Source organism: Sphingomonas sp. GW821-FHT10C01, from assembly GCF_059415525.1.
Map to the genome: position 1 here is coordinate 113,613 of NZ_JBWKNK010000001.1, position 21,328 is coordinate 134,940.

Below are 21,328 nucleotides of genomic sequence, written 5' to 3' on the forward strand. Positions count from 1 at the left end.
CAGCCTTTTGGCCTGATGCTTAGTCGTCGTTGCCGCCGGTCAGGAACGCGGGGAGGCCAATGTCCTCGCCGCCTTCGTCCTTGCTCTCCGAACGCTCGCGGCGCGGGCCGCGATCGCCCCGGTCACCACGACCTTCGCCGCGCGGACCACGATCACCGCCGTCGCGACGCGGACCACGGTCGCCATCGCGACGCGGGCCGCGATCACCACGATCGCCACCGTCGCGGCGCGGGCCGCGATCGCCACGCGGACCACGGTCCTCGCGCGGTTCGCGGGCCGGACGCGTATCCTCGAGCTCGGCGCCGGTTTCCTGATCGACGACGCGCATCGACAGGCGAACCTTGCCGCGCTGGTCGATCTCGAGAACCTTGACCTTGACCTCCTGGCCTTCGCTCAGGACGTCGCTGACCTTCTCGACGCGCTCATTCTTGATCTCGGAGACGTGAACCAGGCCGTCCTTGCCGCCCATGAAGTTCACGAACGCGCCGAAATCGACGAGGTTGACGACCTTGCCGTTGTAGACCTTGCCGACCTCGGCCTCTTCGACGATGCCCTTGATCCAGTTCATCGCGGCTTCGATCTGCGACAGGTCGGACGAGCTGACCTTGATCAGACCCTCGTCGTCGATGTCGACCTTCGCGCCGGTGGTGGCGACGATCTCGCGGATCACCTTGCCGCCGGTGCCGATGACGTCGCGGATCTTCGACTTGTCGATCTGCATCGTTTCGATGCGCGGGGCATGCGCCGACAGCTCCGAACGGGTCTCGCCCAGTGCCTTCGCCATCTCGCCCAGGATGTGCGCACGGCCTTCCTTGGCCTGGTTCAGCGCGGCCTCGAAGATATCGCGCGTGATGCCGGCGATCTTGATGTCCATCTGCATCGTGGTGATACCTTCGGACGTGCCCGCGACCTTGAAGTCCATGTCGCCGAGGTGATCTTCGTCACCCAGGATGTCGGACAGGATCGCATAATCCTTGCCTTCAAGGATCAGGCCCATGGCGATGCCCGAGACCGGACGCTTGATCGGCACGCCGGCGTCCATCATCGCGAGCGAACCGCCGCACACCGACGCCATCGACGACGAGCCGTTCGACTCGGTGATGTCGCTGGTCAGGCGGATCGTGTAGGGGAATTCGTCCTTGGTCGGCAGCACCGGGTGCAGCGCGCGCCATGCCAGCTTGCCATGACCGACTTCGCGACGGCCCGGCGCGCCGAAGCGGCCGACTTCACCGACCGAATAGGGCGGGAAGTTATAGTGCAGCATGAAGTGCTGGTACGACAGGCCGTTCAGGCCGTCGATCATCTGCTCCGCATCCTTGGTGCCCAGGGTCGCCGTGGCGATCGTCTGGGTCTCGCCACGGGTGAACAGCGCCGAGCCGTGCGCGCGCGGAAGGAAATGCGTTTCCGCCACGATCGGGCGGATCTGCGTGGTGGTGCGGCCGTCGATGCGCTTGCCGTCCTTGAGGATGGCGGTGCGGACGATCTCGGCTTCCAGCTTCTTGGTCAGCTTGATGCCGGCCATGACTTCCTGCGGCGACAGGCCGTCTTCGGCGAACTGTGCCTTCGCCTTCGCGCGCGCTTCGTTCAGCGCGTTCGAACGGGCCGACTTGTCGGTCAGCTTGTAGGCGGCGGCGATGTCCTTGCCGACCAGCTTCTTGAGCTTGTCCTTGAACTTGGCGTTGTCGTCCGACGACGCGATTTCCCAAGGCTCCTTGGCGGCCTGCTCGGCGAGCTTGACGATCGCCTTGATCACTTCCTTGCACGCGTCGTGCGCGAACAGGACGGCGCCGAGCATGATCTCTTCCGACAGCTCATTGGCTTCGGATTCGACCATCATCACCGCGTCCCAGGTCGCGGCGACGACGAGGTCGAGGTCGCCGGCGGCAACCTGCTCATCGGTCGGGTTGAGGATATACTCGCCATCGACATAGCCGACGCGCGCGGCGCCGATCGGGCCCATGAAGGGCACGCCCGAGATGGTGAGCGCGGCCGATGCCGCGACCATCGCGAGGATGTCCGGCTCGTTCTCGCCGTCATAGCTCAGCACCTGAGCGATGGCGTTGATCTCGTTGTAGAAGCCCTCGGGGAACAGCGGGCGGATCGGACGGTCGATGAGACGCGAGACCAGGGTCTCCTTCTCGGTCGCGCCGCGCTCACGCTTGAAGAAGCCGCCGGGAATACGGCCGGCCGCGCTGTACTTTTCCTGATAGTGGACGGTGAGCGGGAAGAAATCCTGCCCGTCCTTCACCGACTTGGCGGCGGTGACGGCGCACAGCACCACGGTTTCGCCGAGCGTCGCCATGATGGCGCCATCGGCCTGACGGGCAACCTTGCCGGTTTCGAGTGTCAGGGTCTGTCCGCCCCACTCGATCGATACGGTTTTCTTGTCGAACATTTGATTTCCTTTGGACCGGACGCCCAATGCGCCCGGGGCCTGTGTGCGAACTGTCCGGCTCGCGCGGTGCGGGGTGATTTCACCCCTGTTCAGGGCTTCGGCCGAATTGCCACGGCCCCAAGGGTCCGGGCACTATCTGCCCGGTATTGCAAAAAGGCGACCCGAAGGCCGCCTTTCCGGTTACTTGCGAAGGCCGAGCTTCGCGATGAGTGCGGTGTAGCGATCACCGTCCGTCTTGCGGAGGTAATCGAGCAGCGAGCGGCGCTTGTTGACCATCATCAGCAGGCCGCGACGCGAGTGATTGTCCTTGGCGTGGCCCTTGAAGTGGCCGGTCAGGTTCACGATGCGCTCGGTAAGGATCGCAATCTGGACTTCAGGGCTGCCGGTGTCGCCTTCGGCGCGGCCATGTTCCTTGGTCAGTTCAGCCTTGCGCTCGGTCGTGATCGTCATGTGTTTTCCTACGACATCATCTTACAGGTTGAAGCCGCGCACGACCCGGACGTTTCCATCCGAAGCCTCGACCAGCGCGATGGGCGTATCGCCCTCCAGCGCGAAGTGTTGGCCATCGTCAGCGGCGATCCCGGTCAACACTTTCCCCTGGCGGAGAGCCCCTGCCTGACCGGGTTCGAGGAATAGAGCCGGGATGTCGTCCAGCCCCGCCCTCAGCGGCAGGAGGCAATGTTCAAGCGTGCGGCCCTTAGCGGCATCCGCCAGTTTGTCCAGCGAAATCGCGGATTCGAGGGTGAACGGACCCGCCTTGACCCGGCGCAGCATCGTCACATGCCCGACCGTGCCGAGCGCTTGGGCGATGTCGCGTGCGAGGCTGCGGATATAGGTGCCCTTGGAGACATGCGCCGTAAGCGTGGCGCTCTCGGGCGTCGCCTCGCGCAGCGTGAGCGACCGAATCGTCACCGCGCGGCTCGCCAGTGTCACTTCCTCTCCCTTGCGGGCGAGGTCATAGGCGCGCTCGCCATCGACCTTGAGCGCCGAATAGACGGGCGGCACCTGATCGATCGGGCCGGTGAAGCGCGGGAGAATCGTCTCGACCTCCGCCCGCGACGGGCGCGCGTCCGATTCGGCGATGACCTGCCCTTCCAGGTCGAGCGTGTCGGTTTCGGCGCCGAACTTCACCGTGAAGTCATAGACCTTGTCGCTGTCGAGCATGCGCCCGGCGAGCTTGGTCGCCTCCCCGATCGCGATCGGCAGCACCCCGGTCGCCAGCGGATCGAGCGTGCCGCCATGGCCAACCTTGGGCAGATCTCTCTTCGTTGGGCCATAGCCGCCCTCGCGCAGCGCGCGCTTGACCGCGCTCACCCCCTGGGTCGAACCGAGTCCCAGCGGTTTGTCGAGAATGATCCAGCCATGCATCAGCCGACGATCGCGGCGGTGATCGCCAGATACCATTGGGTGAGCGCCTGCGCGGGCGGTGCAACCAGCTGGGCCACGATATTGGCGTTGGGCCAGATCGCCGGGATCACGAGCAGCAGGATGAACAGCAGCGGCAACCCGAACCGGCCGAATACCGCCCAGCGCTCGGCCGCCGCGGGCGGCAGCAGCCCCTGCACCACATGCCCGCCGTCAAACGGCGGGAGCGGGATCAGGTTGAACAGCGCAAGGAAGATATTCACCTGGACGAAGTTGAGCAGATTGTACGCCAAGAACTCGCCGATCCCGTTCAGCTGCGTGTCGCCCGCCCCCAACAGCAGCAGACCGAGCAGCACCGCGCCCGCAAATGCGAGCGCGAAGTTCATGCCCGGACCGGCTAGCGCCACCAGCACCATGTCGCGCCGCGGGTTGCGCAGCCGGGCGAAATTGACCGGCACCGGCTTGGCCCAGCCGAACACCGGCATCTTGGTGAGCGCAAGGATCAGCGGAAGCACCACCGTCCCGATCGGATCGACATGGCGGATCGGGTTCAACGACAGGCGCTTGCGCTCGGCCGCGGTGGGATCGCCCAGCGCACGCGCGGCAAGGCCGTGCGCGACTTCATGGAAGACGATCGCGATCACCAGCGGAATTATCCAGATGGCGGCGCCGTAGATCATGGAATCAGGATTCATTGCCGTCATCTAGGCGCGACCGCCCGGTTTCACCAGCGCGGCTCAGCCCGCTGCCGTGATCGCCTCGGTGAAATGGCGACGGCACAGCGCGACATAGCGGTCGTTGCCGCCGATTTCGGTCTGCGCGCCCTGCGCCACCGCGCGCCCTTCCTCGTCGACGCGCAGGTTCATCGTCGCCTTGCGCCCGCAGCGGCACACCGACTTGATCTCGATCAGCGCGTCGGACAGCGCGAGCAGCCGCGCCGATCCCTCGAACAGCGCGCCGGTGAAGTCGGTGCGCAGACCATAGGCCAGCACCGGCACGCCCAGCACGTCGGCGACGGCGGCAAGCTGCTCGACCTGCGCCGCGGTCAGGAACTGCGCCTCGTCGACCAGCACGCAATGCACCGGCCCGGCATCGGCATCGCGCTCGACACGCAGCCGCAAATCCATATCCGCGTCGAAACCGATCGCCTCCGCCGCCAGCCCGATCCGCGACGCGATCCGCCCCTCGCCCGCGCGGTCATCGACCGCCGCGGTGAACAGGATCGTGCGCATCCCGCGCTCGCGATAGTTGAAGTCCGCCTGAAGCAGGTTGGTCGATTTACCCGCGTTCATCGAGGCATAGTAGAAATAGAGCTTGGCCATCACCGGCGACCTTGGCCGATGATCCCGCGCCTTTCATCTGCCCCGGCGGCAAAGCCGTGGACAAGGCTGTGGAAAAGCCTGTGGATCAGTCTTCCGGCTGATCCAGATCGCGCGCCACCTTGGGATCGCGCAGCAGCTTGTCGATATGGCTGCCCTCGTCGAAGCTCTCGTCCGCCAGGAACTTGATCTTGGCCGCGTACTTCATCTTCACGCGGCTCGCGACCTCGCGCTGGAAATAGGCGGTGTTGGTGCGCAGCGCCTTGAGCACCACGTCCTCGTCCTTGCCCAGCAGCGGCTTCACGAACACCGTCGCGTGGCGCAAATCGGGCGACATCCGCACTTCGGTAACGCTCACCATATGGCTGGCGAGCACCTCGTCATGCACCTCGCCGCGCGCGAGAATGTCCGAGAGGATATGACGCACCTGTTCGCCCACGCGCAGCAGGCGGACGGAGCGCTCCTCGGGCGAGCTGTTAACCTTCACCATCGGCGGGACCCTCCGTGTAGAAGGTCAGCCGGTTGCTCGACGGATCCTGGATGGTGATCTCGCGCGAACCCCATGGCGTCAGCTCGGGCTCGCCGGGACGCGCATTGCCATGCTGCTTGGCGCGCAGATCGGCCATATATGCCGAGACATCATCGACCGGGATGCGCACCGCGCCGCCCGGCGTCGCATCGCCATAATGCTCCGAGAGGTGCAGCGCACAGCCCCCGCGACGCACGCCCATATAGAGCGGCGCCCCGTCATCGAACCGATGCTCGAACTCCAGCTCGAACCCGAGGAAGTCCAGGTAGAAGTCCTTCATCCGCTTCTCGTCGAAGCTGCGAAGGACCGGGGTCGGGGCGCCGAACATCGCGAACGGCGCTCCTTAGAGCGTCCGCTCGCGCAGCTCGACCTCGAAGGTTTCGAGATAGTCGCCCGGCTTGATGTCGGTGAAGTTCTGGCTGAACGTCACACCGCACTCCAGACCCGCGCGCACTTCGGCGACATCGTCCTTGAAGCGGCGCAGCGACGCGATCTCGCCCTGGTAGATGATGACGTCGTCGCGCGTGATGCGTGCCTTGAGCGCCTTGCGGATCGCACCGTCGGTGACCAGCAGGCCCGCCGCCCTGCCGTGCTTGCCCGCCGAGAAGACCTCGCGGATTTCGGCGCGGCCGACGACGGTTTCGAACGCTTCCGGACCGAGCTGGCCGGCCATGCCGGCGCGGATCTCGTCGGTGAGCTCATAGATCACGTCATAATATTTGAACGCGACCTTGTGGCGATCGGCGATCTCGCGCGCCTTGGCGTTCGGACGGACGTTGAAGCCGATGATCGGCGCGCCCGAGGCCGCGGCCGCGTTCACGTCGCTCTCGGTGATACCGCCCACGCCGGCGTGCAGCACGCGCGCCTTGATGTCGTCGGTGCTGATCTTGTTGATCGCCGCGACGATCGCCTCGACCGTGCCCTGGGTATCCGCCTTGACGACCAGCGGATATTCCATTGCCTGCTTTTCCTTGAGCGCGCTGAACATGCTCTCGAGGCTGGCGGGGGTGTTGGTGGTGCGCTTGTTCTGGATAACGCTGGCGCGATAAGCGGCGACCTCGCGGGCGCGCGCCTCGTTCTCGACGACCTGGAGCAGATCGCCGGCCATCGGCACGCCCGACAGGCCGAGCACCTCGACCGGCATCGACGGACCCGCTTCCTTGATCTGACGGCCCTTGTCGTCGACCAGTGCGCGAACCTTGCCGCTCTCGGCGCCGACGACGAACACGTCGCCGACCTTGAGCGTGCCGCGCGTGACCAGCACGGTGGCGACCGGACCGCGGCCCTTGTCGAGCTTCGCCTCGACCACATTGCCCTCGGCTTCGCGATCGGGGTTGGCCTTCAATTCCATCAGCTCGGCCTGAAGCTGGATCTTCTCGATCAGCTGATCGAGCCCGGTCTTCTTGAGCGCCGACACCTCGACGTCCTGGGTCTCGCCGCCCATTTCCTCGACCTGGATGTCATGTTCCAGCAGGCGCTCACGCACCTTCTGGGCATTGGCCTCGGGCTTGTCGATCTTGTTGATCGCGACGATCATCGGAACGCCGGCCGCCTTGGTGTGGTTGATCGCCTCGATCGTCTGCGGCATCAGCCCGTCGTCCGCGGCGACCACCAGCACGACGATGTCGGTGACGTTCGCGCCGCGCGCGCGCATCTCCGAAAACGCCTCATGGCCCGGGGTGTCGAGGAAGGTGACCTTCGACTTGTCCTTCAGCGTGACCTGATAGGCGCCGATATGCTGGGTGATGCCGCCGGCCTCGCCGCGCACCACATCGGTGCCGCGCAGCGCGTCGAGCAGCGACGTCTTGCCGTGATCGACATGGCCCATGATCGTCACCACCGGCGGGCGCGGCTGCAGCGTCTCGGCCGCATCCTCGACCGTGTCGGTCGCCAGATCGATGTCCGAATCCGAAACGCGGACGATGTTGTGGCCGAACTCGGTCACCAGCAGTTCGGCGGTGTCCTGATCGATCGTCTGGGTCAGCGTGACGGGCATGCCCATCTTGAACAGCGCCTTGACCAGGTCGGCGCCCTTCTCGGCCATGCGGTTCGCCAGCTCGGAGACGGTGATCGCGTCCGGAACCTGGACGTCACGGACCTGCTTGGCCTGCGGCTCGCGCGGACCCGAATGACGGCGATGCTCCTTCTCGCGGGCCCGCTTGAGCGCGGCGAGGCTGCGCGCACGCGCGCCATCGTCGCCGCCAAGGGCACGGTTGACGGTCAGCTTGCCGCCGCGACGCTCGTCGCCCTTGCGGTCGCGCTGCTGCGGCCGCTGCGGCTCGGGCGCACGCGCCGGGGCGCGATTGGGGCCAAGATTGGGCGTGCGCGGAGCCGCCGCGCCACCGCCGGTGCTGGCCGGAGCGGCGGCTACCGCCGGCTCGGGCTTTGCGGGCGCCGGACGCGGAATCTCGGGACGCTGCACCGGGGTGAACTGGCGCGGCGCGGGGCGGCTCGGATCGAGCTGAACCGCGACCGGCTTCGGCGGCACCGGCGCGGCAACGGGGGCGGGCGGCGGCGGCGGCGCAGCCTCGACCACCGGCGTGGGGGCCGGTTCGGGCTTGGGCTCTTCCTTGGGCGCCTTCGCGGCCTCGGCTTCGGCGCGCGCCTTTTCCTCGGCGCGGCGCGCTTCGGCTTCGGCCGCCTCGACGCGCTCACGCTCCTCACGGCGGCGCGCGTCCTCGTTGGTCTGCATGCGCTGCTCTTCAGCCTCGCGCAGCATGCGGGACTGACGCTCCTGCGCGGTTTCGCCTGCAGGCGCGGACGGGCGCGGCGCGGGGGCCGGGGCGGGCGGAGGCGGCGGGGCGGCCTCGACCACCGGCTCGGGTGCGGCCTCGGGCTGACCCGACTGCGGACCCAGCACGCGACGACGCTTCACTTCGACCACGACGGTGTTCGAGCGTCCGTGGCTGAAGCTCTGCTTCACCTTGCCGGTCTCGACCGTGCGCTTCAGCCCCAGCGGCTGGCGCATGCCCAGTTTCGGCTTGTCGTTTTCGGTATCGCTCAACTCAAATTCCCGTCTGTTCGTCGTTCGTCTCGTCGCCGCCAGCGCCCGATGCGCCTTGCGAAGCCATTTCGCAAGGTTTGGGGTCTGGATCGGGACCGATAAAATGCAACCAGCGGGAGAGCGCTTCGCTCACCCGCGCGGCTGCCTTGGGGTCTGTCAGGCCGACATGTACCACATTTTCGCGGCCAAGGGCCAAGGACAATATGGTGCGCGGCAGCGGCAATGTGAAGCCCGTGTCGCCCGAACCCTCGCGGTCGGTGCCGACCCGCATCGCCTGATCGAGCTTGCGCGACCCGTCCGCACCCGCATCCGATGCATGGAGCAGCAGATGCAGCCTGCCCATCCGGCCGGCCTTCTCGATCCGCTCGCCGCCGATCACGACATAGCCGGCCTTGGCTTCCAGCCCCAGCCGGTCGAGCAGCGCGCGCTCGAGCTGCACGGCGATACGGTCGCCCAGATCCGCGGGGATGCGCAGCGCGCTCGTCTTGAACGCGCGCGCCAACGCCGCATGCAGCTTCTTGCCGCTGGCGGCCAGTTCGTCGCGGCCGACGCCGATCCACGCACCGCGGCCCGGGGCCTTGGCGCGGACATCGGGCAGCACTTCGCCATCGGGCGACAACGCAAGCCGGATCAGCCCGTCGCGCGGGGATTCCGCACGCGAGAGAATGCAGGTGCGGATGGCATCTCCATCCGCACGCTTGCCACCCGTCAGTTCAGGCCGGGTCTCATTGCTCGGAGTCCGCAACAGCGTCCTCCCCACCGGTCGAAGCCGGCTCGCTCGCAATGTCCTCGTCCTCGAACCAGTGCGCGCGGGCGGCCATGATGATCTCGTTGCCCTGCTCGTCGCTCAGATTGTACTCGCCAAGCACGCCGCCCTTGTCGCTCTCGCGAACCGGGGCCGCCGGACCGTCGCCACGACGGCGCGGCTCCGGGCGCTTCTTGGCGACCAGCTCGTCGGTGGCGAGGTCGGCCAGGTCGTCGAGCGTCAGGATCTTCGCCTTGCCGAGCGTGACCAGCATCGCTTCGGTCAGATACGGCATGGTCGCCAGCTCGTCCTCGACGCCCAGCGCTCGGCGGGCTTCGCGATTGGCTTCCTCGCGGCGCTCGAGCGCCTCGGTCGCGCGGTTCTGAAGCTCCTGGCCCAGATCCTCGTCAAAGCCTTCGATGCCCGCGATCTCGTCGAGCTCGACATAGGCGACCTCTTCGAGCGTGCTGAAGCCCTCGGCGACCAGCAGCTGCGCCAGCGTCTCGTCGACGTCGAGCTCGTTCTGGAACATCTCGCTGTTCGCGACGAACTCGGCCTGGCGCTTCTCGCTCGAATCGGTCTCGGTCAGGATGTCGATCGCCTTGCCGGTCAGCTGGCTGGCGAGACGGACATTCTGGCCGCGACGGCCGATGGCGAGGCTCAGCTGATCGTCAGGGACGACGACTTCGATACGGTCATCCTCTTCGTCGATGACGACGCGCGCGACATTGGCCGGCTGCAGCGCGTTGACGACGAAGGTCGCGGTGTCGGGCGACCAGGGGATGATGTCGATCTTCTCGCCCTGCATCTCCTGCACGACGGCCTGGACGCGCGAACCCTTCATGCCGACGCAGGCGCCGACCGGGTCGATCGAGCTGTCGTGGCTGATCACGCCGATCTTGGCGCGCGAACCCGGGTCGCGGGCGGCGGCCTTGATCTCGATGATGCCGTCGTAGATTTCGGGCACTTCCTGCGCGAACAGCTTCTTCATGAAGTCGGGATGCGCGCGGCTCAGGAAAATCTGCGGGCCGCGGGTCTCGCGCACCACCTTCAGGATCAGGCTGCGGACGCGGTCGCCGACGCGGACGACTTCGCGCGGGATCTGCGCGTCGCGGCGGATCACGCCCTCGGCGCGGCCCAGGTCGACGACGACATGGCCGAACTCGACGCGCTTGACGACGCCGGTGATGATTTCGCCCTGGCGGTCCTTGAACTCTTCATACTGGCGCTCGCGCTCGGCGTCGCGGACCTTCTGGAAGATGATCTGCTTCGATGCCTGCGCCTGGATGCGGCCGAATTCGATCGGGGGCAGCGGATCGACGATGAAGTCGCCAACCTTGGCGTCCTTCTGCAGCTTCTGCGCGCCCTTGAGGTCGACCTGCTTGAAATAGTCGTCGACCGCCTCGACCACCTCGACCACGCGCCACAGGCGCAGGTCGCCGGTCTGCGGGTCAAGCTTGGCGCGGATGTCGTTCTCGACGCCGTAGCGGTTCTTGGCGGCGCGCTCGATCGCCTCTTCCATCGCCTCGATGACGATGGACTTGTCGATCATCTTCTCGCTCGCCACCGAATTGGCGATGGCGATCAGCTCGGCCTTGTTGGCGGAAATGGCGGTGGCCATCAGTCCTGTTCCTCTGCTTCGAATTCGTCTGCGCCCTCGGTGGAGAGGGGGCGGGTTGCGGCGATGAGCCGGTTGGTGATGACGAGCTTCGCATCCTCGACGGATGCGAAGGCGATGCTGTGGGTCACGCCTTGTCCGTCGGTGATCGCGATCGTCTCGCCGTCGACCCCGGCAAGATCGCCCTTGAACTGCTTGCGCCCGTCGATCTTCTCGGCGAGCGTGATGCGGGCCTCGTGGCCCTGCCAGTCCCCGAAATCCTTGAGCCGGGTAAGCGGCCGGTCGATGCCGGGCGAGCTGACCTCGAGCCGATAGGCCTCGGGCAGCGGGTCGCGGCCGGCGGCCTCGAGCTCGTCCAGCCGATCCGAGATGCGGCGCGACAGGTCGGCGCAATCGTCGATGTTCAGCTGGCGCGTCTCCGGGCGCTCCGCCATCACCTGCAGCGTCCGGTCGCCTTCGCCACCGAACATCTTCACACGCACCAGGTCGAAGCCCAAAGCACGCGCTTCAGGCTCGATCAGACTGGTCAGGGCAGCGATGTCCGCCACGTAAAAACTCCAATGGACACCGGATACGCCTTATCGCCGCCGAACCCCGTGGGGCCGACCTCGGCAAGGTTTCCAATGTCGAGAACAGCGCCTCTATAAGCACAAGGCGCGGCGACGGCAAGCCGTTCGAGTCAGCGCGCCGCCACCGCCGGGCCGCCGTCGCCGCGCGGCGGCCGGGCGAGCGCTGCGGGATCGATCCGCTTCCATTCGGGCTTGCGCCCCAGCCGCGCGTTGAACCGGGTGTTGAAGCGCATCTCATCGGTCAGCGGCGCGTGCAGCGACACGCCATATTCGCTGCGAATCGCGTTTTCCGGATAGCCCATCATCCCCAGGATGGTGGGGAAAAGTTGATAGTGGCTTGCTCGATCGCGATTCTGTTGCGCCGCCTTTGCCCAGCCGCCCGCCGCATCTGCATCCGTCAATACGGCGAGCGGCACTGCGCCCTCTTCGGGCACCGGGTTCGGGCTGCAATGAGTATGCACACCTGTGCCGCCGCGTTCGCGCAGATCCTGTCCGTGATCCGCAGTATAGATCACTGTCGCGCCGTGGAGCGTACCGGGCGCCATCAGCCGTTCGAAGAATCCGCCGACCTTCCACAGCAACGCGTTACGATAGGCATTGCGATAGCGACGCCATTGCTCCGCACTGCCGTCGAACCCGTCGCGATTGCCGGTGTCGGATACGCCAAGAAAGCGGCCTCGCGGCAGGGCCGGACGATAGACGGCATGGCTGTCGGGATATTTGTCGTGCACCGGAAAATGCGCGCCGACCTTGTTGACCAGGATGAACTCGCGCCGATCGTTGGCCATAAGACTCACGATGCGATCGGCGGCGGCCTGGTCGCGTTCCTCGACCGCAACGTCGTCGAATTGAATAAAGGTATCGATCCGCGCCCGCTCGGCGAAATCCATGCCGTTTTGAAGCCCGCCTCCGGTACGCTGAGCGTCGATATAGACTGGGACGAACCCCGCCCTGCGCGCATAGTCCCAGATCGCCGGACCACTTGCGTTGAGCGCCATATAGCGCTTGCGCGTTCCGCCATGGCGCAGCGTCAGATTGGTACCGAGCGAACAATTGGTCACCGACGCAGCAACGCCGAAATTATGCACGGCGATACCGTTGGGCGGGGCCAGAAGTCCGGTACGCACGCCCGCCGGATCGCCGATATCGACATAGCGCGCGGCAACGCTCTCATCGACGATCAGCACGATATCAGCCGTACCCTGCGCTGGCTGTGGCCGCATGACCACGGGTCGCCGCGCGCCATCGCCCGCCAACTCCTCACCCGTCGCCAGGGTCAGATAAGCGATCGAGGTAAACGCGCCAGGCAGACCGCGAGCACCATCGCCCCCGCGCGCGAACAACATGCCCGTCAACAGCACCAGCGCGCCGAATGGGATCGCCGCCCAACGCAAGCCGAAGTGGCGGATGTGGCGGGGTGCTAGGCCGATCGCGAAGAGGAGTGACAAGGCGGCGAGAATTTCCCCAACGATTCGAAGGCCATGCTGGGCCATGGCATCGCCCGCGAATCCGGCCGAACCGATCAGGTTGAGAAACCCGTCATAAGTGAGGTGATCGCCCAGGATCCGCTCGCTCGCGCCGATGAACGCGGTGGCAACGAACAGCAGGACGGCAAGTCCCCAGCGCAATACGTTCGAGGCCAGCCGCGAGGCGACCCATAGCGCGCCCACCATCGCGGCGTAGAACGCCGCAAACAGGCCGAGCGACGGCGACAGGCCAAGCGACGTCACCCGATCGGCGAGAGTGCCGCCGTCGGTCATCAGATACAGAAGGAGCAGCGCTTCCTTGATCGGCGCGCGCTGGAGCCGGTGCATCATCTTCCCCCTTACGCGCGCAGGCTAGCGAACCCGCGTTGCCACGGCGTAAATGCCATGCGACATCCGCTTCGCCCCGGAATTCCGCCGGGGCCGCTGCTTCCCCGGAGACCCCGATGCGCCTGTTGCCGATCGCCGCCGCTTCACTCACCCTGATCGCCTGCACCGGCGCACAACCGGGCAACAGCCAGGAAACGGCCGCGCGGACATCGGCGGAAAATGGCGGGCTTCCCTTCACGGTCACCCCGGTCGCCGATTTCGACGCACCCTGGTCGATGACCTTCCTGCCCGGCGGCCGAATGCTGGTGACCGAGAAGGTCGGGGCGCTGCTGCTGGTCAGCGCCGACGGCAAGACCAAGACGTCGGTTTCAGGCATCCCCAAGGTCGACAGCGCGGGGCAGGGCGCGCTCAAGGAGGTGCTGCTCGCGCCGGACTTCGCGAAGAGCAAACTGGTCTATTTCAGCTATTCGGAGGCGGCGGCGGACGGCACCAAGGGCGTGGTGCTGGCACGCGGCACGTTCGTGGACGGCGCGGCGCCCGCACTGAGAAACGTCCAGACGCTGTTCAAGGCGAGCCCCTATGTCACCGGCAACGGCCATTATTCAGGCCGCATCGCCTTTGCGCCGGACGGAAAGCATCTGTTCTTCGCCAATGGCGAACGGCAGAAATTCGATCCCGCGCAGGATCCCAAATCGACGCTGGGCAAGGTGCTGCGCCTGACCCTGGACGGGAAACCGGCGGGTGATCCCGGGCTGACGGCGAAGGGCTTCCATCCCGCCATCTGGTCCTATGGCCATCGCAACCTGCACGGCCTGGCCTTCGACAAGGCCGGCAACCTCTGGGAAGAGGAAATGGGTCCCAAGGGCGGTGACGAGGTCAATCTGGTCCTGCCGGGCCGCAACTATGGCTATCCGATCGTGTCGGACGGCGATCATTATGATGGCAAGGACATTCCCGACCACAAGACGCGGCCGGAATTCGAAGCCCCCAAGGTATCGTGGAACCCGGCGATCTCGCCAGGCGGGATGATCGTCTATTCAGGCAAGCTGTTCCCGCAATGGAAGGGCGATCTGTTCATCGGCGGTCTGTCGAGCCAGGCGCTGGTCCGCGTCGACGTCGATGGGACCAACGCGGCCAAGGGCGACCAATGGCCGATGGGCGCGCGCATCCGCGAAGTCGAGGAAGGCCCGGACGGGGCGATCTGGCTGCTCGAGGACGGCCGCGAGGGGTCGCAGGGCCGGCTGCTCAAACTGACGCCGAAACGCTAGGATTCGGCTCAGCAATGCTGAACCGGTAGCGGGCTGGTGCCGTGATTCAGCGAAGCTGAATCCGACTCAGCTATCAGCCAGCAGGAAGTTCAACCGAGCAGCGGCGACCGGGCGATCCCGGTCGTCCTGCCAGGCGATGGTTTCGACATTGGCGATGCGCGTGCCGAGCCGCGACACATGGCCCTGTGCCCGGGTAATCTTCTCGCGTCCGCCGCGCATGAAATCGACGGTTACGTTGATCGGCTTGATCCGCGTATCGGCGCGGCCTTCGGCCTCCAGCACGTGCTTGAGCGCGACGATCGCCGCCATTTCGAGCAACCCGGCAAGTGCGCCGCCATGGACGAAGCCGGGCCGACCGATCACATCGGTGCCGAACGGCATCGCCAGCACCGGCGTGCCGTCTCCAGACTCAAGCGTAATCCCAAGCAGATCGGCATAGGGCGGCAAGGTCATGCCTGACCGCCCGTGAACATGAACGTGCCCGCGACATGCGCGACCGGGTCGTCGGGGTCGCCGTCGTGCGCGATCCCACGCACGAACGCGACCGAACGCGTCACGCGATAGCATTCGCCGCGCCCGATCACCTCGCGCCGTGGCGTTGCGGGCCGCAGATAATCGACGCGCAGGTCCAGCGTCGCATGGGGCAGAAACCCACCGCGCTTCATCCACACGCCGACGCTGGTCGCCATGTCGAGTAGCGCGACGATCGGCCCCGATGCGATCACGCCGCGCGCTGGATCGCCCACCAGATCCTCACGCCAAGGCAGCACCAGTTCGCACCAATCGGGCCCATGTGCGCCATAGCGGATGCCGAGCCGATGCCCGTGCCCCGCCGCGCGCGCGGAGAAGAACATCGCAGGATCGAACGGGAATGGTGCTGGCTCCATTGCCGCGGGAACTAGCGGGCACGACAGGGCGCGGCAATGCCGTGGCAGCGAACGCACATCGTAAATTCGAATTAACTCTTCCGCCCGATGCGGTGCGCCTAGCCTCTGGCGGACCAAGAGAGGGGAACGCTCATGATCACCTTGCCCAGCGCCGAGATCGCATCGCTCGGGACCCAGATCGCCACCCACGGTGCCATCCGTGCCAACGAGGTCGCGGGAGACGGCATCTTCGAAATGCTGATCGCCATCGCGGTTCTCGTCTACGAAACCTATCCCGGCTAGTGCGCGCGCCGCCATTTGCGCCGGCATTATATCCCGCCATTTCCCAGGCACGGGCACGCTCGGCACCGGTAAATGCGGACTGGCTCGCCGGCCCGTTCGCAACGGTTGCGGCCAGGTTCGCCGGTATCGAGACCGCCGAGGACGTCGAGGCGAATGCCGGCGCTTATCTTGCCGAGTCGCACCAGCTGGAAACCTTGGTGTCGCCATTGATCGGCGCGCTTGCGGACGATCCCTGGTTCGAACCCGCATTCAAGGTGAGCCGTGACCGGCTTCGCACGGGAATCGTCCTGCTCGATTGCCCGGCCATCACGCTTTCGGTCACCATCACCGGCGCGGCGGAGCTGAACCGACTGCCGCCCCCCGCCACGGTCGTGCTGCCCGGACGGGTGACCCTCACCCGATATGTCCGGGGCGGCGCCGGGCGAGTTCGGCGTTGGTCCGCGGAAGCGGCGGGACCGGATTTCCGTGCCGCCGCTTCCGCGCCCGCGCTTGAGCGGTCGCCGATCGAACTGCGGGACGGCGCCCTGATCCGGCAGGACGGGCGGACATGCGGACATGTCTTTGTGCGGGCGGAGAGCGACGTCGTCGCGGTCACGGCGACGATCAAGCCGGGCGCAAGTCCATTGATGCGCGAATATGCGATCGCCGACGGTGCGCTTGTCCGCGCGGCATGCGCCGACGACGCGGCATCGCGGATCGAGATGCTGCTGACGTTCCTACGTGTCAGCGAGCGGGCCGATGCGGCGGCGGTGTTCGACGGCGCCTCACGCCACCCCGCGTTCCACCTGCGCTGGGCAGCAATGCGCGAATGGCTGATGCTCGACGCGTCCGCCGCACGCGATCGACTCGCCGAAATGTGGACGCACGACCCCAATGCGGAGGTCCGCGCCGCAGCGGCGGCCACCCTGCCCCTGCTCGACCAGCGGCTGGAACAACGATGCCCCGCCTGATCGACCCGGGCGCGGGCGCGGCGATCACGCTCGACGAACTCACAGATGCGCTCGATGCGACGCCGTTCGATCCGCATGACGAGGAGAGTTTCGCCGCGCTCGGCCCGCTGCTCGCACGCTTGGGCCGCAACCGATCCTTCCTCGCCGACCTCGCGATCGAGGAGCTCAAGCTGCGCTGCGCGCGGCAAAGCGCGAGCAATGGCTATGGCCCGCAGGTCTTCCTGCTCCGTCCGCCCAATGGCCGCTATGTGATCCGCGCCAATTTCTGGCCGGCGGCGGACGATTCCGTGGTGCAGGCGAGCGGGACCGCGCCCTTCTTCTACGGCTTGCCGCACGATCACAATTTCCCTTTCCTGACCTATGGTTATCTCGGTCCGGGCTATTGGAGCGACTATTTCGAATATGATGGCTCGGCGGTGTCGGGCGAGGTCGGCGACGCCGCCGGGCTGCGCTTCATCGAACGCAGCCGGCTCGATCCCGGCAAGCTGATGCTCTATCGCATGCGCCGCGACGTGCATGTCCAGTTGCCGCCGGACAGCTTCTCGGTCTCGCTCAACATCCTCGGTCAGCACCCCAGCCATCCCTGGATCGACCAGTACCGCTTCGACATCGCGCGCAACATGATCGCCGAAGGGCTGACCGTCGCGCCGTCCGAAGGGCTGGCAATGCTCGCCGTCCATCTCGGAGGCGGCAACGGCCTCGACCTGGTCGACCATCTCATCCGGCACCACCCGCATCCACGGATGCGCCGGACGGCGGTTGCGGCGCTCGCATCCGCAACGGGTGCGGCCGGCGACGGGCAGGCGTCGCTGGAACGGGCTGCCGGCGACCGGGATCCCGGAGTTAGGAGACAGGCGCGTGACGCGCTCGACATTGCATCCGATACGGATCGGTTTCCGGCAGACTCGTGATGCGCCACGCCTAGATTGCCGAGCGGTGGAGCAAAAAATTCTCTCCGAAATCGATATACCGCTGCTCGATCACGCGGTCGCGCAGCGTGGCTACGCTCTGGTGCTTGGCAACCCTTCCGGTGCGCCGGATCGCGATGTCGCCGCGGTCTTGCGGGCATGGGGACCAGGCATCCGAATCCGGAATAGCCGGGTACCGGAAATCGCGGTGGCGGACTGCCCCGCCTGGCTTACCGCGGCACTGGACGCGGGCGCCGCCGACGCGGTCTCACACCCCGTCAATCCGTTCGAGCTTGCCGCGCGCGTCGATGTACGCGTCCGTAGCCACATACCCGGCGACACCCGGATCGGCGATCTGCGTATCGACCGGGTGCGTCGCGCGGTGGCGCGCGCGGGACTTCCGGTCCCGCTCGTCCCGCGCGAATTCGCGTTGCTGCTCTATCTGGCCGAGCGGCGCGGCGAATATGTCTCGCGCCGCGAATTGCTGGAGCAGGTCTGGGGGCTGCGCTTCGACCCGGGAACCAATGTCGTCGCGGTCCATGTCTCCAAGCTGCGCGCGAAGCTCGACCGCGGCTTCCCCAGTCCGATGATCCGCGGCGTGAAGGGACTCGGCTATCGCCTCGATGCGGTCTAGCGTTGCGGAAAGACCGGGAGAGAATGGCCATGAGCGAGCAGCGCGTTTCGATCGAGTTCCACGACGGCGTTGCCGATGTCCGGCTGACCCGGCCCGACAAGATGAATGCGCTCGATCCCGCGATGTTCGCCGGCATCGCCGATGCGATCGAGCGGCTGGGCGGCATGTCCGGTCTGCGCGCGGTGGTGCTGTCGGGCGAGGGGCGGGCCTTTTGCGCGGGACTCGACATGGCGAGCATGGCGGGAAGCGGATCGGGTCTCGACCTGGACGGGCGCAGCCATGGCGACGCCAATCTGTTCCAGCAGGTCGCCTGGGGATGGCGGACGCTGCCGGTGCCGGTGATCGCGGCGGTACATGGCATCGCGTTCGGCGGCGGCTTCCAGATCCTGTCGGGCGCCGACATCCGTATCCTGGCGCCCGGCACGCGCTGTTCGATCATGGAAATGAAGTGGGGGATCGTCCCCGATATGGCGGGCTTCGCATTGTGGCGTACGACCGTCCGCGACGATGTGCTGCGCGAACTGACCTACACCGCACGCGAATTCAGCGCGGAGGAGGCATTGGCATTCGGCTTTGCGACGCGGCTGTCGGAGGGCGCCCATGGCGATGCGATGACGCTGGCGCGCGAGATCGCCGGGCGCAACCCACACGCGATCCGCGCCGCCAAACGCCTGGCCAACCTTGCCGCGGAGGCGGGCGCGCCGGCCATCCTGGCGACGGAAAGCGCCGAACAGGCAAAGCTGATGCGCTCGCCCAACCAGATCGAGGCGGTGATGGCGAACATGCAGAAGCGCGCGCCGAACTTTACCGACTGAAGCTTCCAACAGGGTCGCATTCCCGTTAAAGGAGTTCCATACCCAAAACACGAATGAGAGGATGCCCATGCGCGAAGCCGCGATCGTCTCCACCGCCCGGACCGGCATCGGCAAGGCGTATCGCGGCGCATTCAACGCGACCGAGGCGCCGGTGCTGGCCGGGCATGTGATGAACGCGGCGGTCGAACGGGCCCGAATCGATCCCGCGCGCATCGACGATGTGTTCTGGGGCGTCGGAAACCAGTGGGGGACGCAGGGCGGAAATGCCGGGCGGATGGCGCTGTTCGCCGCGGGGCTGCCGCAAAGCGTACCCGCCTTCACGCTCGACCGGAAATGCGGATCGGGCCTGACCGCGCTGGCGCTGGCGGCGCGGTCGATCATCGCGGGCGATATCGACATCGCGTTGTCCGGGGGCATGGAATCGATCAGCCTGACCGTCACCAGGGACGCGCCGCGCTTCCAGAACCAGTCGGTCCTGGCGAACCAGCCGCATGCGTACATGCCGATGATCGAGACCGCCGAGATCGTCGCCGAACGCTATGGCATCAGCCGCGCGCGGCAGGACGACTATGCCGCGACAAGCCAGCAGCGCGCCGAAGCGGGCCTGGCAGCCGGCGCCTATGCCGAGGAGATCGCACCGATTACCGTCGAGAAGGCGATCTTCGACAAGGACGGCAACCGCACCGGCGGCGAGCGGGTGACGGTGACTCAGGACGAGGGCATCCGCCCCGGCACCACGGTGGAAGCACTGAGCGGCCTCAAGACCGTGTGGAAGGACGGCCAGGTGATCCAGGACGGCCGCCACATCACCGCCGGCAATGCCAGCCAGCTATCCGACGGCGCCGCCGCCCAGATCGTGATGGACCACGCCATGGCCAGGGCCGAGGGCAAGGAGATACTGGGCCTCTATCGCGGCTTCCAGGTGGCAGGGTGCAGCCCGGACGAGATGGGCATCGGCCCGGTCTTCGCGATTCCGAAATTGCTCGACCGCGCGGGCCTCAAGATCGCGGACATCGGCTTGTGGGAACTCAACGAGGCCTTCGCCAGCCAGTGCCTCTATTGCCGCGACACGCTGGGCATCGATCCGGAGAAGTACAACGTCAATGGCGGCGCGATCGCGATCGGCCACCCGTTCGGGATGACGGGGGCGCGGCTGATCGGCCATGCCCTGATCGAGGGCCGCAAGCGCGGGGTGCGCTGGGTCGTCGTGTCGATGTGCACCGCCGGGGGAATGGGCGCGGCGGGGTTGTTCGAGATTCCCTGAGCACTCGCCCCTTCGACATCCGCAGATCGAACCGCTAGAGGCCCCCGCATGCTTCGTCTCGGCACCCGCGGATCGCCGCTCGCGCTCGTTCAGGCCAATCTGGTGCGCGACGCGCTGCTCGCCGCGCATGGCTGGGGTCCGGAGATGGTCGAGATCGTCCCGATCCGCACCACCGGCGACAAGGTGCAGGACCGCCCGCTCGCCGAGATCGGCGGCAAGGCGCTGTGGACCAAGGAGCTGGATCGCGCGCTGCTGGAGGGCGAGATCGACCTGGCCGTCCATTCGATGAAGGATGTCGAGACGATCCGCCCCGAGAGCATCGCCATCGCCGCGATGCTGGTGCGCGAGGATGTCCGCGACCGGCTGATCGGCGCTGAAGCGATCGAGGCGCTGCCGCACGGCGCGCGGATCGGCACCAGCTCGCCGCGCCGCGCCGCGCAGATGCGCCGTATCCGCCCCGATCTGTCGATCGTCCCGCTGCGCGGCAATGTCGATACGCGCCTCGCCAAGGTGCGTGATGGCGAGGCCGATGCCACCCTGCTTGCCGCGGCGGGTCTGGAGCGGCTGGAGCGGCCCGATGTGGGCGCGCCGATCCCGCTCGATCAGCTTCTGCCCGCACCGTCACAGGGCGCCGTGGGGATCGAAGTGCGCGCCGATGATATCACGACCCGGATGCTGGTTTCGGCGATCGGCGATCCGGTGACCGAACGCTGCGTCCTCGCCGAACGCGCGATGCTTGCCGCGCTGTCGGCCGATTGTCATTCGCCCGTCGCCGCGCTCGCGACGATCGAGAATGGCGCGCTGCGGCTGCGCGCCGAAATCCTGAGCGAGGACGGGAGCGAGCATGTCCGCCTCGACCGGCCCGGCCTGGAGGGCACGGCGCATGAGGCGGCGACGGTGGCCCATGATCTGCTCGCCGCGGCCAGCCCCCGCCTGCGCGCCTTGTTCGGACATTGAGGGCC

General features: G+C 66.7%; 22 protein-coding genes. 8 read left to right on the forward strand and 14 right to left on the reverse strand.

Translation table 11 applies throughout. The features are described from left to right. Nucleotides 1-19: 19 nt before the first annotated feature. The 12 genes from pnp to AC07M1_RS00650 all read right to left on the reverse strand — a co-directional run bounded on the left by pnp (nucleotide 20) and on the right by AC07M1_RS00650 (nucleotide 13,358). Nucleotides 20-2,395 carry a polyribonucleotide nucleotidyltransferase gene (pnp, locus tag AC07M1_RS00595; RefSeq protein WP_495160631.1) on the reverse strand — a complete coding sequence of 792 codons (2,376 nt, stop codon included), beginning with the start codon at nucleotides 2,393-2,395 and terminating at the stop codon, nucleotides 20-22. Nucleotides 2,396-2,575: 180 nt separating this feature from the next. Next, the gene (gene rpsO, locus AC07M1_RS00600; protein ID WP_447727662.1) at nucleotides 2,576-2,845 is read right to left on the reverse strand and encodes a 30S ribosomal protein S15; all 270 of its coding nucleotides are present in this window, start codon (nucleotides 2,843-2,845) and stop codon (nucleotides 2,576-2,578) included. Between the two features lie 21 nt (nucleotides 2,846-2,866). Beyond that, nucleotides 2,867-3,763 (reverse strand): tRNA pseudouridine(55) synthase TruB, encoded by an 897-nt coding sequence (gene truB, locus AC07M1_RS00605; RefSeq protein ID WP_495160632.1) that lies wholly within the window; start codon nucleotides 3,761-3,763, stop codon nucleotides 2,867-2,869. Then, entirely contained in the window at nucleotides 3,763-4,455 is a 693-nt protein-coding gene (locus AC07M1_RS00610; protein ID WP_495160633.1) for a site-2 protease family protein, read from the reverse strand. Before AC07M1_RS00610 ends, truB begins: the two co-directional genes overlap by 1 nt. A 42-nt stretch (nucleotides 4,456-4,497) precedes the next feature. Continuing rightward, on the reverse strand, nucleotides 4,498-5,082 hold the full coding sequence (locus AC07M1_RS00615) for a thymidine kinase (protein WP_495160634.1): 585 nt from the start codon (nucleotides 5,080-5,082) through the stop codon (nucleotides 4,498-4,500). Between the two features lie 85 nt (nucleotides 5,083-5,167). Continuing rightward, on the reverse strand, nucleotides 5,168-5,569 hold the full coding sequence (rbfA, locus tag AC07M1_RS00620) for a 30S ribosome-binding factor RbfA (RefSeq protein ID WP_495160635.1): 402 nt from the start codon (nucleotides 5,567-5,569) through the stop codon (nucleotides 5,168-5,170). Next, nucleotides 5,556-5,936: a glyoxalase superfamily protein gene (locus tag AC07M1_RS00625; RefSeq protein WP_495160636.1), complete on the reverse strand. Its 381-nt coding sequence runs from the start codon at nucleotides 5,934-5,936 to the stop codon at nucleotides 5,556-5,558. The genes rbfA and AC07M1_RS00625 overlap by 14 nt, the downstream gene beginning before the upstream one ends. A 15-nt stretch (nucleotides 5,937-5,951) precedes the next feature. Next, the gene (gene infB / locus AC07M1_RS00630) at nucleotides 5,952-8,612 is read right to left on the reverse strand and encodes a translation initiation factor IF-2 (RefSeq protein ID WP_495160637.1); all 2,661 of its coding nucleotides are present in this window, start codon (nucleotides 8,610-8,612) and stop codon (nucleotides 5,952-5,954) included. A gap of 1 nt (nucleotide 8,613) precedes the next feature. Beyond that, a complete protein-coding gene (locus AC07M1_RS00635) occupies nucleotides 8,614-9,324 on the reverse strand; it encodes a DUF448 domain-containing protein (RefSeq protein WP_495162784.1) in 711 nt (236 codons plus the stop codon). Nucleotides 9,325-9,337: 13 nt separating this feature from the next. Continuing rightward, the gene (nusA, locus tag AC07M1_RS00640) at nucleotides 9,338-10,978 is read right to left on the reverse strand and encodes a transcription termination factor NusA (protein WP_495160638.1); all 1,641 of its coding nucleotides are present in this window, start codon (nucleotides 10,976-10,978) and stop codon (nucleotides 9,338-9,340) included. After that, the gene (gene rimP, locus AC07M1_RS00645) at nucleotides 10,978-11,523 is read right to left on the reverse strand and encodes a ribosome maturation protein RimP (RefSeq protein WP_495160639.1); all 546 of its coding nucleotides are present in this window, start codon (nucleotides 11,521-11,523) and stop codon (nucleotides 10,978-10,980) included. The genes nusA and rimP overlap by 1 nt, the downstream gene beginning before the upstream one ends. Before the next feature lie 131 nt (nucleotides 11,524-11,654). Beyond that, complete coding sequence (locus tag AC07M1_RS00650; RefSeq protein ID WP_495160640.1) at nucleotides 11,655-13,358, reverse strand: sulfatase-like hydrolase/transferase; 1,704 nt, start codon at nucleotides 13,356-13,358, stop codon at nucleotides 11,655-11,657. 116 nt (nucleotides 13,359-13,474) lie between these two features. On the opposite strand from AC07M1_RS00650, the gene AC07M1_RS00655 reads away from it, so the two are divergent. Further along, complete coding sequence (locus AC07M1_RS00655; RefSeq protein WP_495160641.1) at nucleotides 13,475-14,626, forward strand: PQQ-dependent sugar dehydrogenase; 1,152 nt, start codon at nucleotides 13,475-13,477, stop codon at nucleotides 14,624-14,626. 66 nt (nucleotides 14,627-14,692) lie between these two features. Here AC07M1_RS00655 and AC07M1_RS00660 read toward each other — a convergent pair whose 3' ends face one another. Both AC07M1_RS00660 and AC07M1_RS00665 read right to left on the reverse strand, forming a co-directional pair. After that, nucleotides 14,693-15,079: a PaaI family thioesterase gene (locus AC07M1_RS00660; protein WP_495160642.1), complete on the reverse strand. Its 387-nt coding sequence runs from the start codon at nucleotides 15,077-15,079 to the stop codon at nucleotides 14,693-14,695. Beyond that, nucleotides 15,076-15,513, reverse strand: a complete 438-nt coding sequence (locus AC07M1_RS00665; protein WP_495160643.1) for a PaaI family thioesterase — start codon at nucleotides 15,511-15,513, stop codon at nucleotides 15,076-15,078. Before AC07M1_RS00665 ends, AC07M1_RS00660 begins: the two co-directional genes overlap by 4 nt. Before the next feature lie 132 nt (nucleotides 15,514-15,645). Here AC07M1_RS00665 and AC07M1_RS00670 point away from each other — a divergent pair, with 132 nt between their 5' ends. The 7 genes from AC07M1_RS00670 to hemC all read left to right on the forward strand — a co-directional run bounded on the left by AC07M1_RS00670 (nucleotide 15,646) and on the right by hemC (nucleotide 21,323). Continuing rightward, the gene (locus AC07M1_RS00670) at nucleotides 15,646-15,795 is read left to right on the forward strand and encodes a hypothetical protein (RefSeq protein WP_495160644.1); all 150 of its coding nucleotides are present in this window, start codon (nucleotides 15,646-15,648) and stop codon (nucleotides 15,793-15,795) included. Beyond that, complete coding sequence (locus tag AC07M1_RS00675; protein ID WP_495160645.1) at nucleotides 15,795-16,745, forward strand: hypothetical protein; 951 nt, start codon at nucleotides 15,795-15,797, stop codon at nucleotides 16,743-16,745. The genes AC07M1_RS00670 and AC07M1_RS00675 overlap by 1 nt, the downstream gene beginning before the upstream one ends. Then, the gene (locus tag AC07M1_RS00680) at nucleotides 16,733-17,656 is read left to right on the forward strand and encodes a transposase (RefSeq protein WP_495160646.1); all 924 of its coding nucleotides are present in this window, start codon (nucleotides 16,733-16,735) and stop codon (nucleotides 17,654-17,656) included. The genes AC07M1_RS00675 and AC07M1_RS00680 overlap by 13 nt, the downstream gene beginning before the upstream one ends. Before the next feature lie 25 nt (nucleotides 17,657-17,681). After that, nucleotides 17,682-18,287 carry a winged helix-turn-helix domain-containing protein gene (locus tag AC07M1_RS00685; protein ID WP_495160647.1) on the forward strand — a complete coding sequence of 202 codons (606 nt, stop codon included), beginning with the start codon at nucleotides 17,682-17,684 and terminating at the stop codon, nucleotides 18,285-18,287. Nucleotides 18,288-18,316: 29 nt separating this feature from the next. After that, complete coding sequence (locus tag AC07M1_RS00690) at nucleotides 18,317-19,102, forward strand: crotonase/enoyl-CoA hydratase family protein (protein ID WP_495160648.1); 786 nt, start codon at nucleotides 18,317-18,319, stop codon at nucleotides 19,100-19,102. Nucleotides 19,103-19,169: 67 nt separating this feature from the next. Then, complete coding sequence (locus AC07M1_RS00695) at nucleotides 19,170-20,366, forward strand: acetyl-CoA C-acyltransferase (RefSeq protein WP_495160649.1); 1,197 nt, start codon at nucleotides 19,170-19,172, stop codon at nucleotides 20,364-20,366. Between the two features lie 48 nt (nucleotides 20,367-20,414). Beyond that, nucleotides 20,415-21,323, forward strand: a complete 909-nt coding sequence (hemC, locus tag AC07M1_RS00700; RefSeq protein ID WP_495160650.1) for a hydroxymethylbilane synthase — start codon at nucleotides 20,415-20,417, stop codon at nucleotides 21,321-21,323. Nucleotides 21,324-21,328: the final 5 nt, after the last annotated feature.

Bases quoted from the DNA above. Each gene is read 5' to 3' on its own strand.
- pnp (WP_495160631.1), bottom strand. From the start codon at position 2,395: ATGTTCGACAAGAAAACCGTATCGATCGAGTGGGGCGGACAGACCCTG.
- rpsO (WP_447727662.1), bottom strand. From the start codon at position 2,845: ATGACGATCACGACCGAGCGCAAGGCTGAACTGACCAAGGAACATGGC.
- truB (WP_495160632.1), bottom strand. From the start codon at position 3,763: ATGCATGGCTGGATCATTCTCGACAAACCGCTGGGACTCGGTTCGACC.
- AC07M1_RS00610 (WP_495160633.1), bottom strand. From the start codon at position 4,455: ATGAATCCTGATTCCATGATCTACGGCGCCGCCATCTGGATAATTCCG.
- AC07M1_RS00615 (WP_495160634.1), bottom strand. From the start codon at position 5,082: ATGGCCAAGCTCTATTTCTACTATGCCTCGATGAACGCGGGTAAATCG.
- rbfA (WP_495160635.1), bottom strand. From the start codon at position 5,569: ATGGTGAAGGTTAACAGCTCGCCCGAGGAGCGCTCCGTCCGCCTGCTG.
- AC07M1_RS00625 (WP_495160636.1), bottom strand. From the start codon at position 5,936: ATGTTCGGCGCCCCGACCCCGGTCCTTCGCAGCTTCGACGAGAAGCGG.
- nusA (WP_495160638.1), bottom strand. From the start codon at position 10,978: ATGGCCACCGCCATTTCCGCCAACAAGGCCGAGCTGATCGCCATCGCC.
- AC07M1_RS00650 (WP_495160640.1), bottom strand. From the start codon at position 13,358: ATGCACCGGCTCCAGCGCGCGCCGATCAAGGAAGCGCTGCTCCTTCTG.
- AC07M1_RS00655 (WP_495160641.1), top strand. From the start codon at position 13,475: ATGCGCCTGTTGCCGATCGCCGCCGCTTCACTCACCCTGATCGCCTGC.
- AC07M1_RS00660 (WP_495160642.1), bottom strand. From the start codon at position 15,079: ATGACCTTGCCGCCCTATGCCGATCTGCTTGGGATTACGCTTGAGTCT.
- AC07M1_RS00665 (WP_495160643.1), bottom strand. From the start codon at position 15,513: ATGGAGCCAGCACCATTCCCGTTCGATCCTGCGATGTTCTTCTCCGCG.
- AC07M1_RS00670 (WP_495160644.1), top strand. From the start codon at position 15,646: ATGATCACCTTGCCCAGCGCCGAGATCGCATCGCTCGGGACCCAGATC.
- AC07M1_RS00680 (WP_495160646.1), top strand. From the start codon at position 16,733: ATGCCCCGCCTGATCGACCCGGGCGCGGGCGCGGCGATCACGCTCGAC.
- AC07M1_RS00690 (WP_495160648.1), top strand. From the start codon at position 18,317: ATGAGCGAGCAGCGCGTTTCGATCGAGTTCCACGACGGCGTTGCCGAT.
- AC07M1_RS00695 (WP_495160649.1), top strand. From the start codon at position 19,170: ATGCGCGAAGCCGCGATCGTCTCCACCGCCCGGACCGGCATCGGCAAG.
- hemC (WP_495160650.1), top strand. From the start codon at position 20,415: ATGCTTCGTCTCGGCACCCGCGGATCGCCGCTCGCGCTCGTTCAGGCC.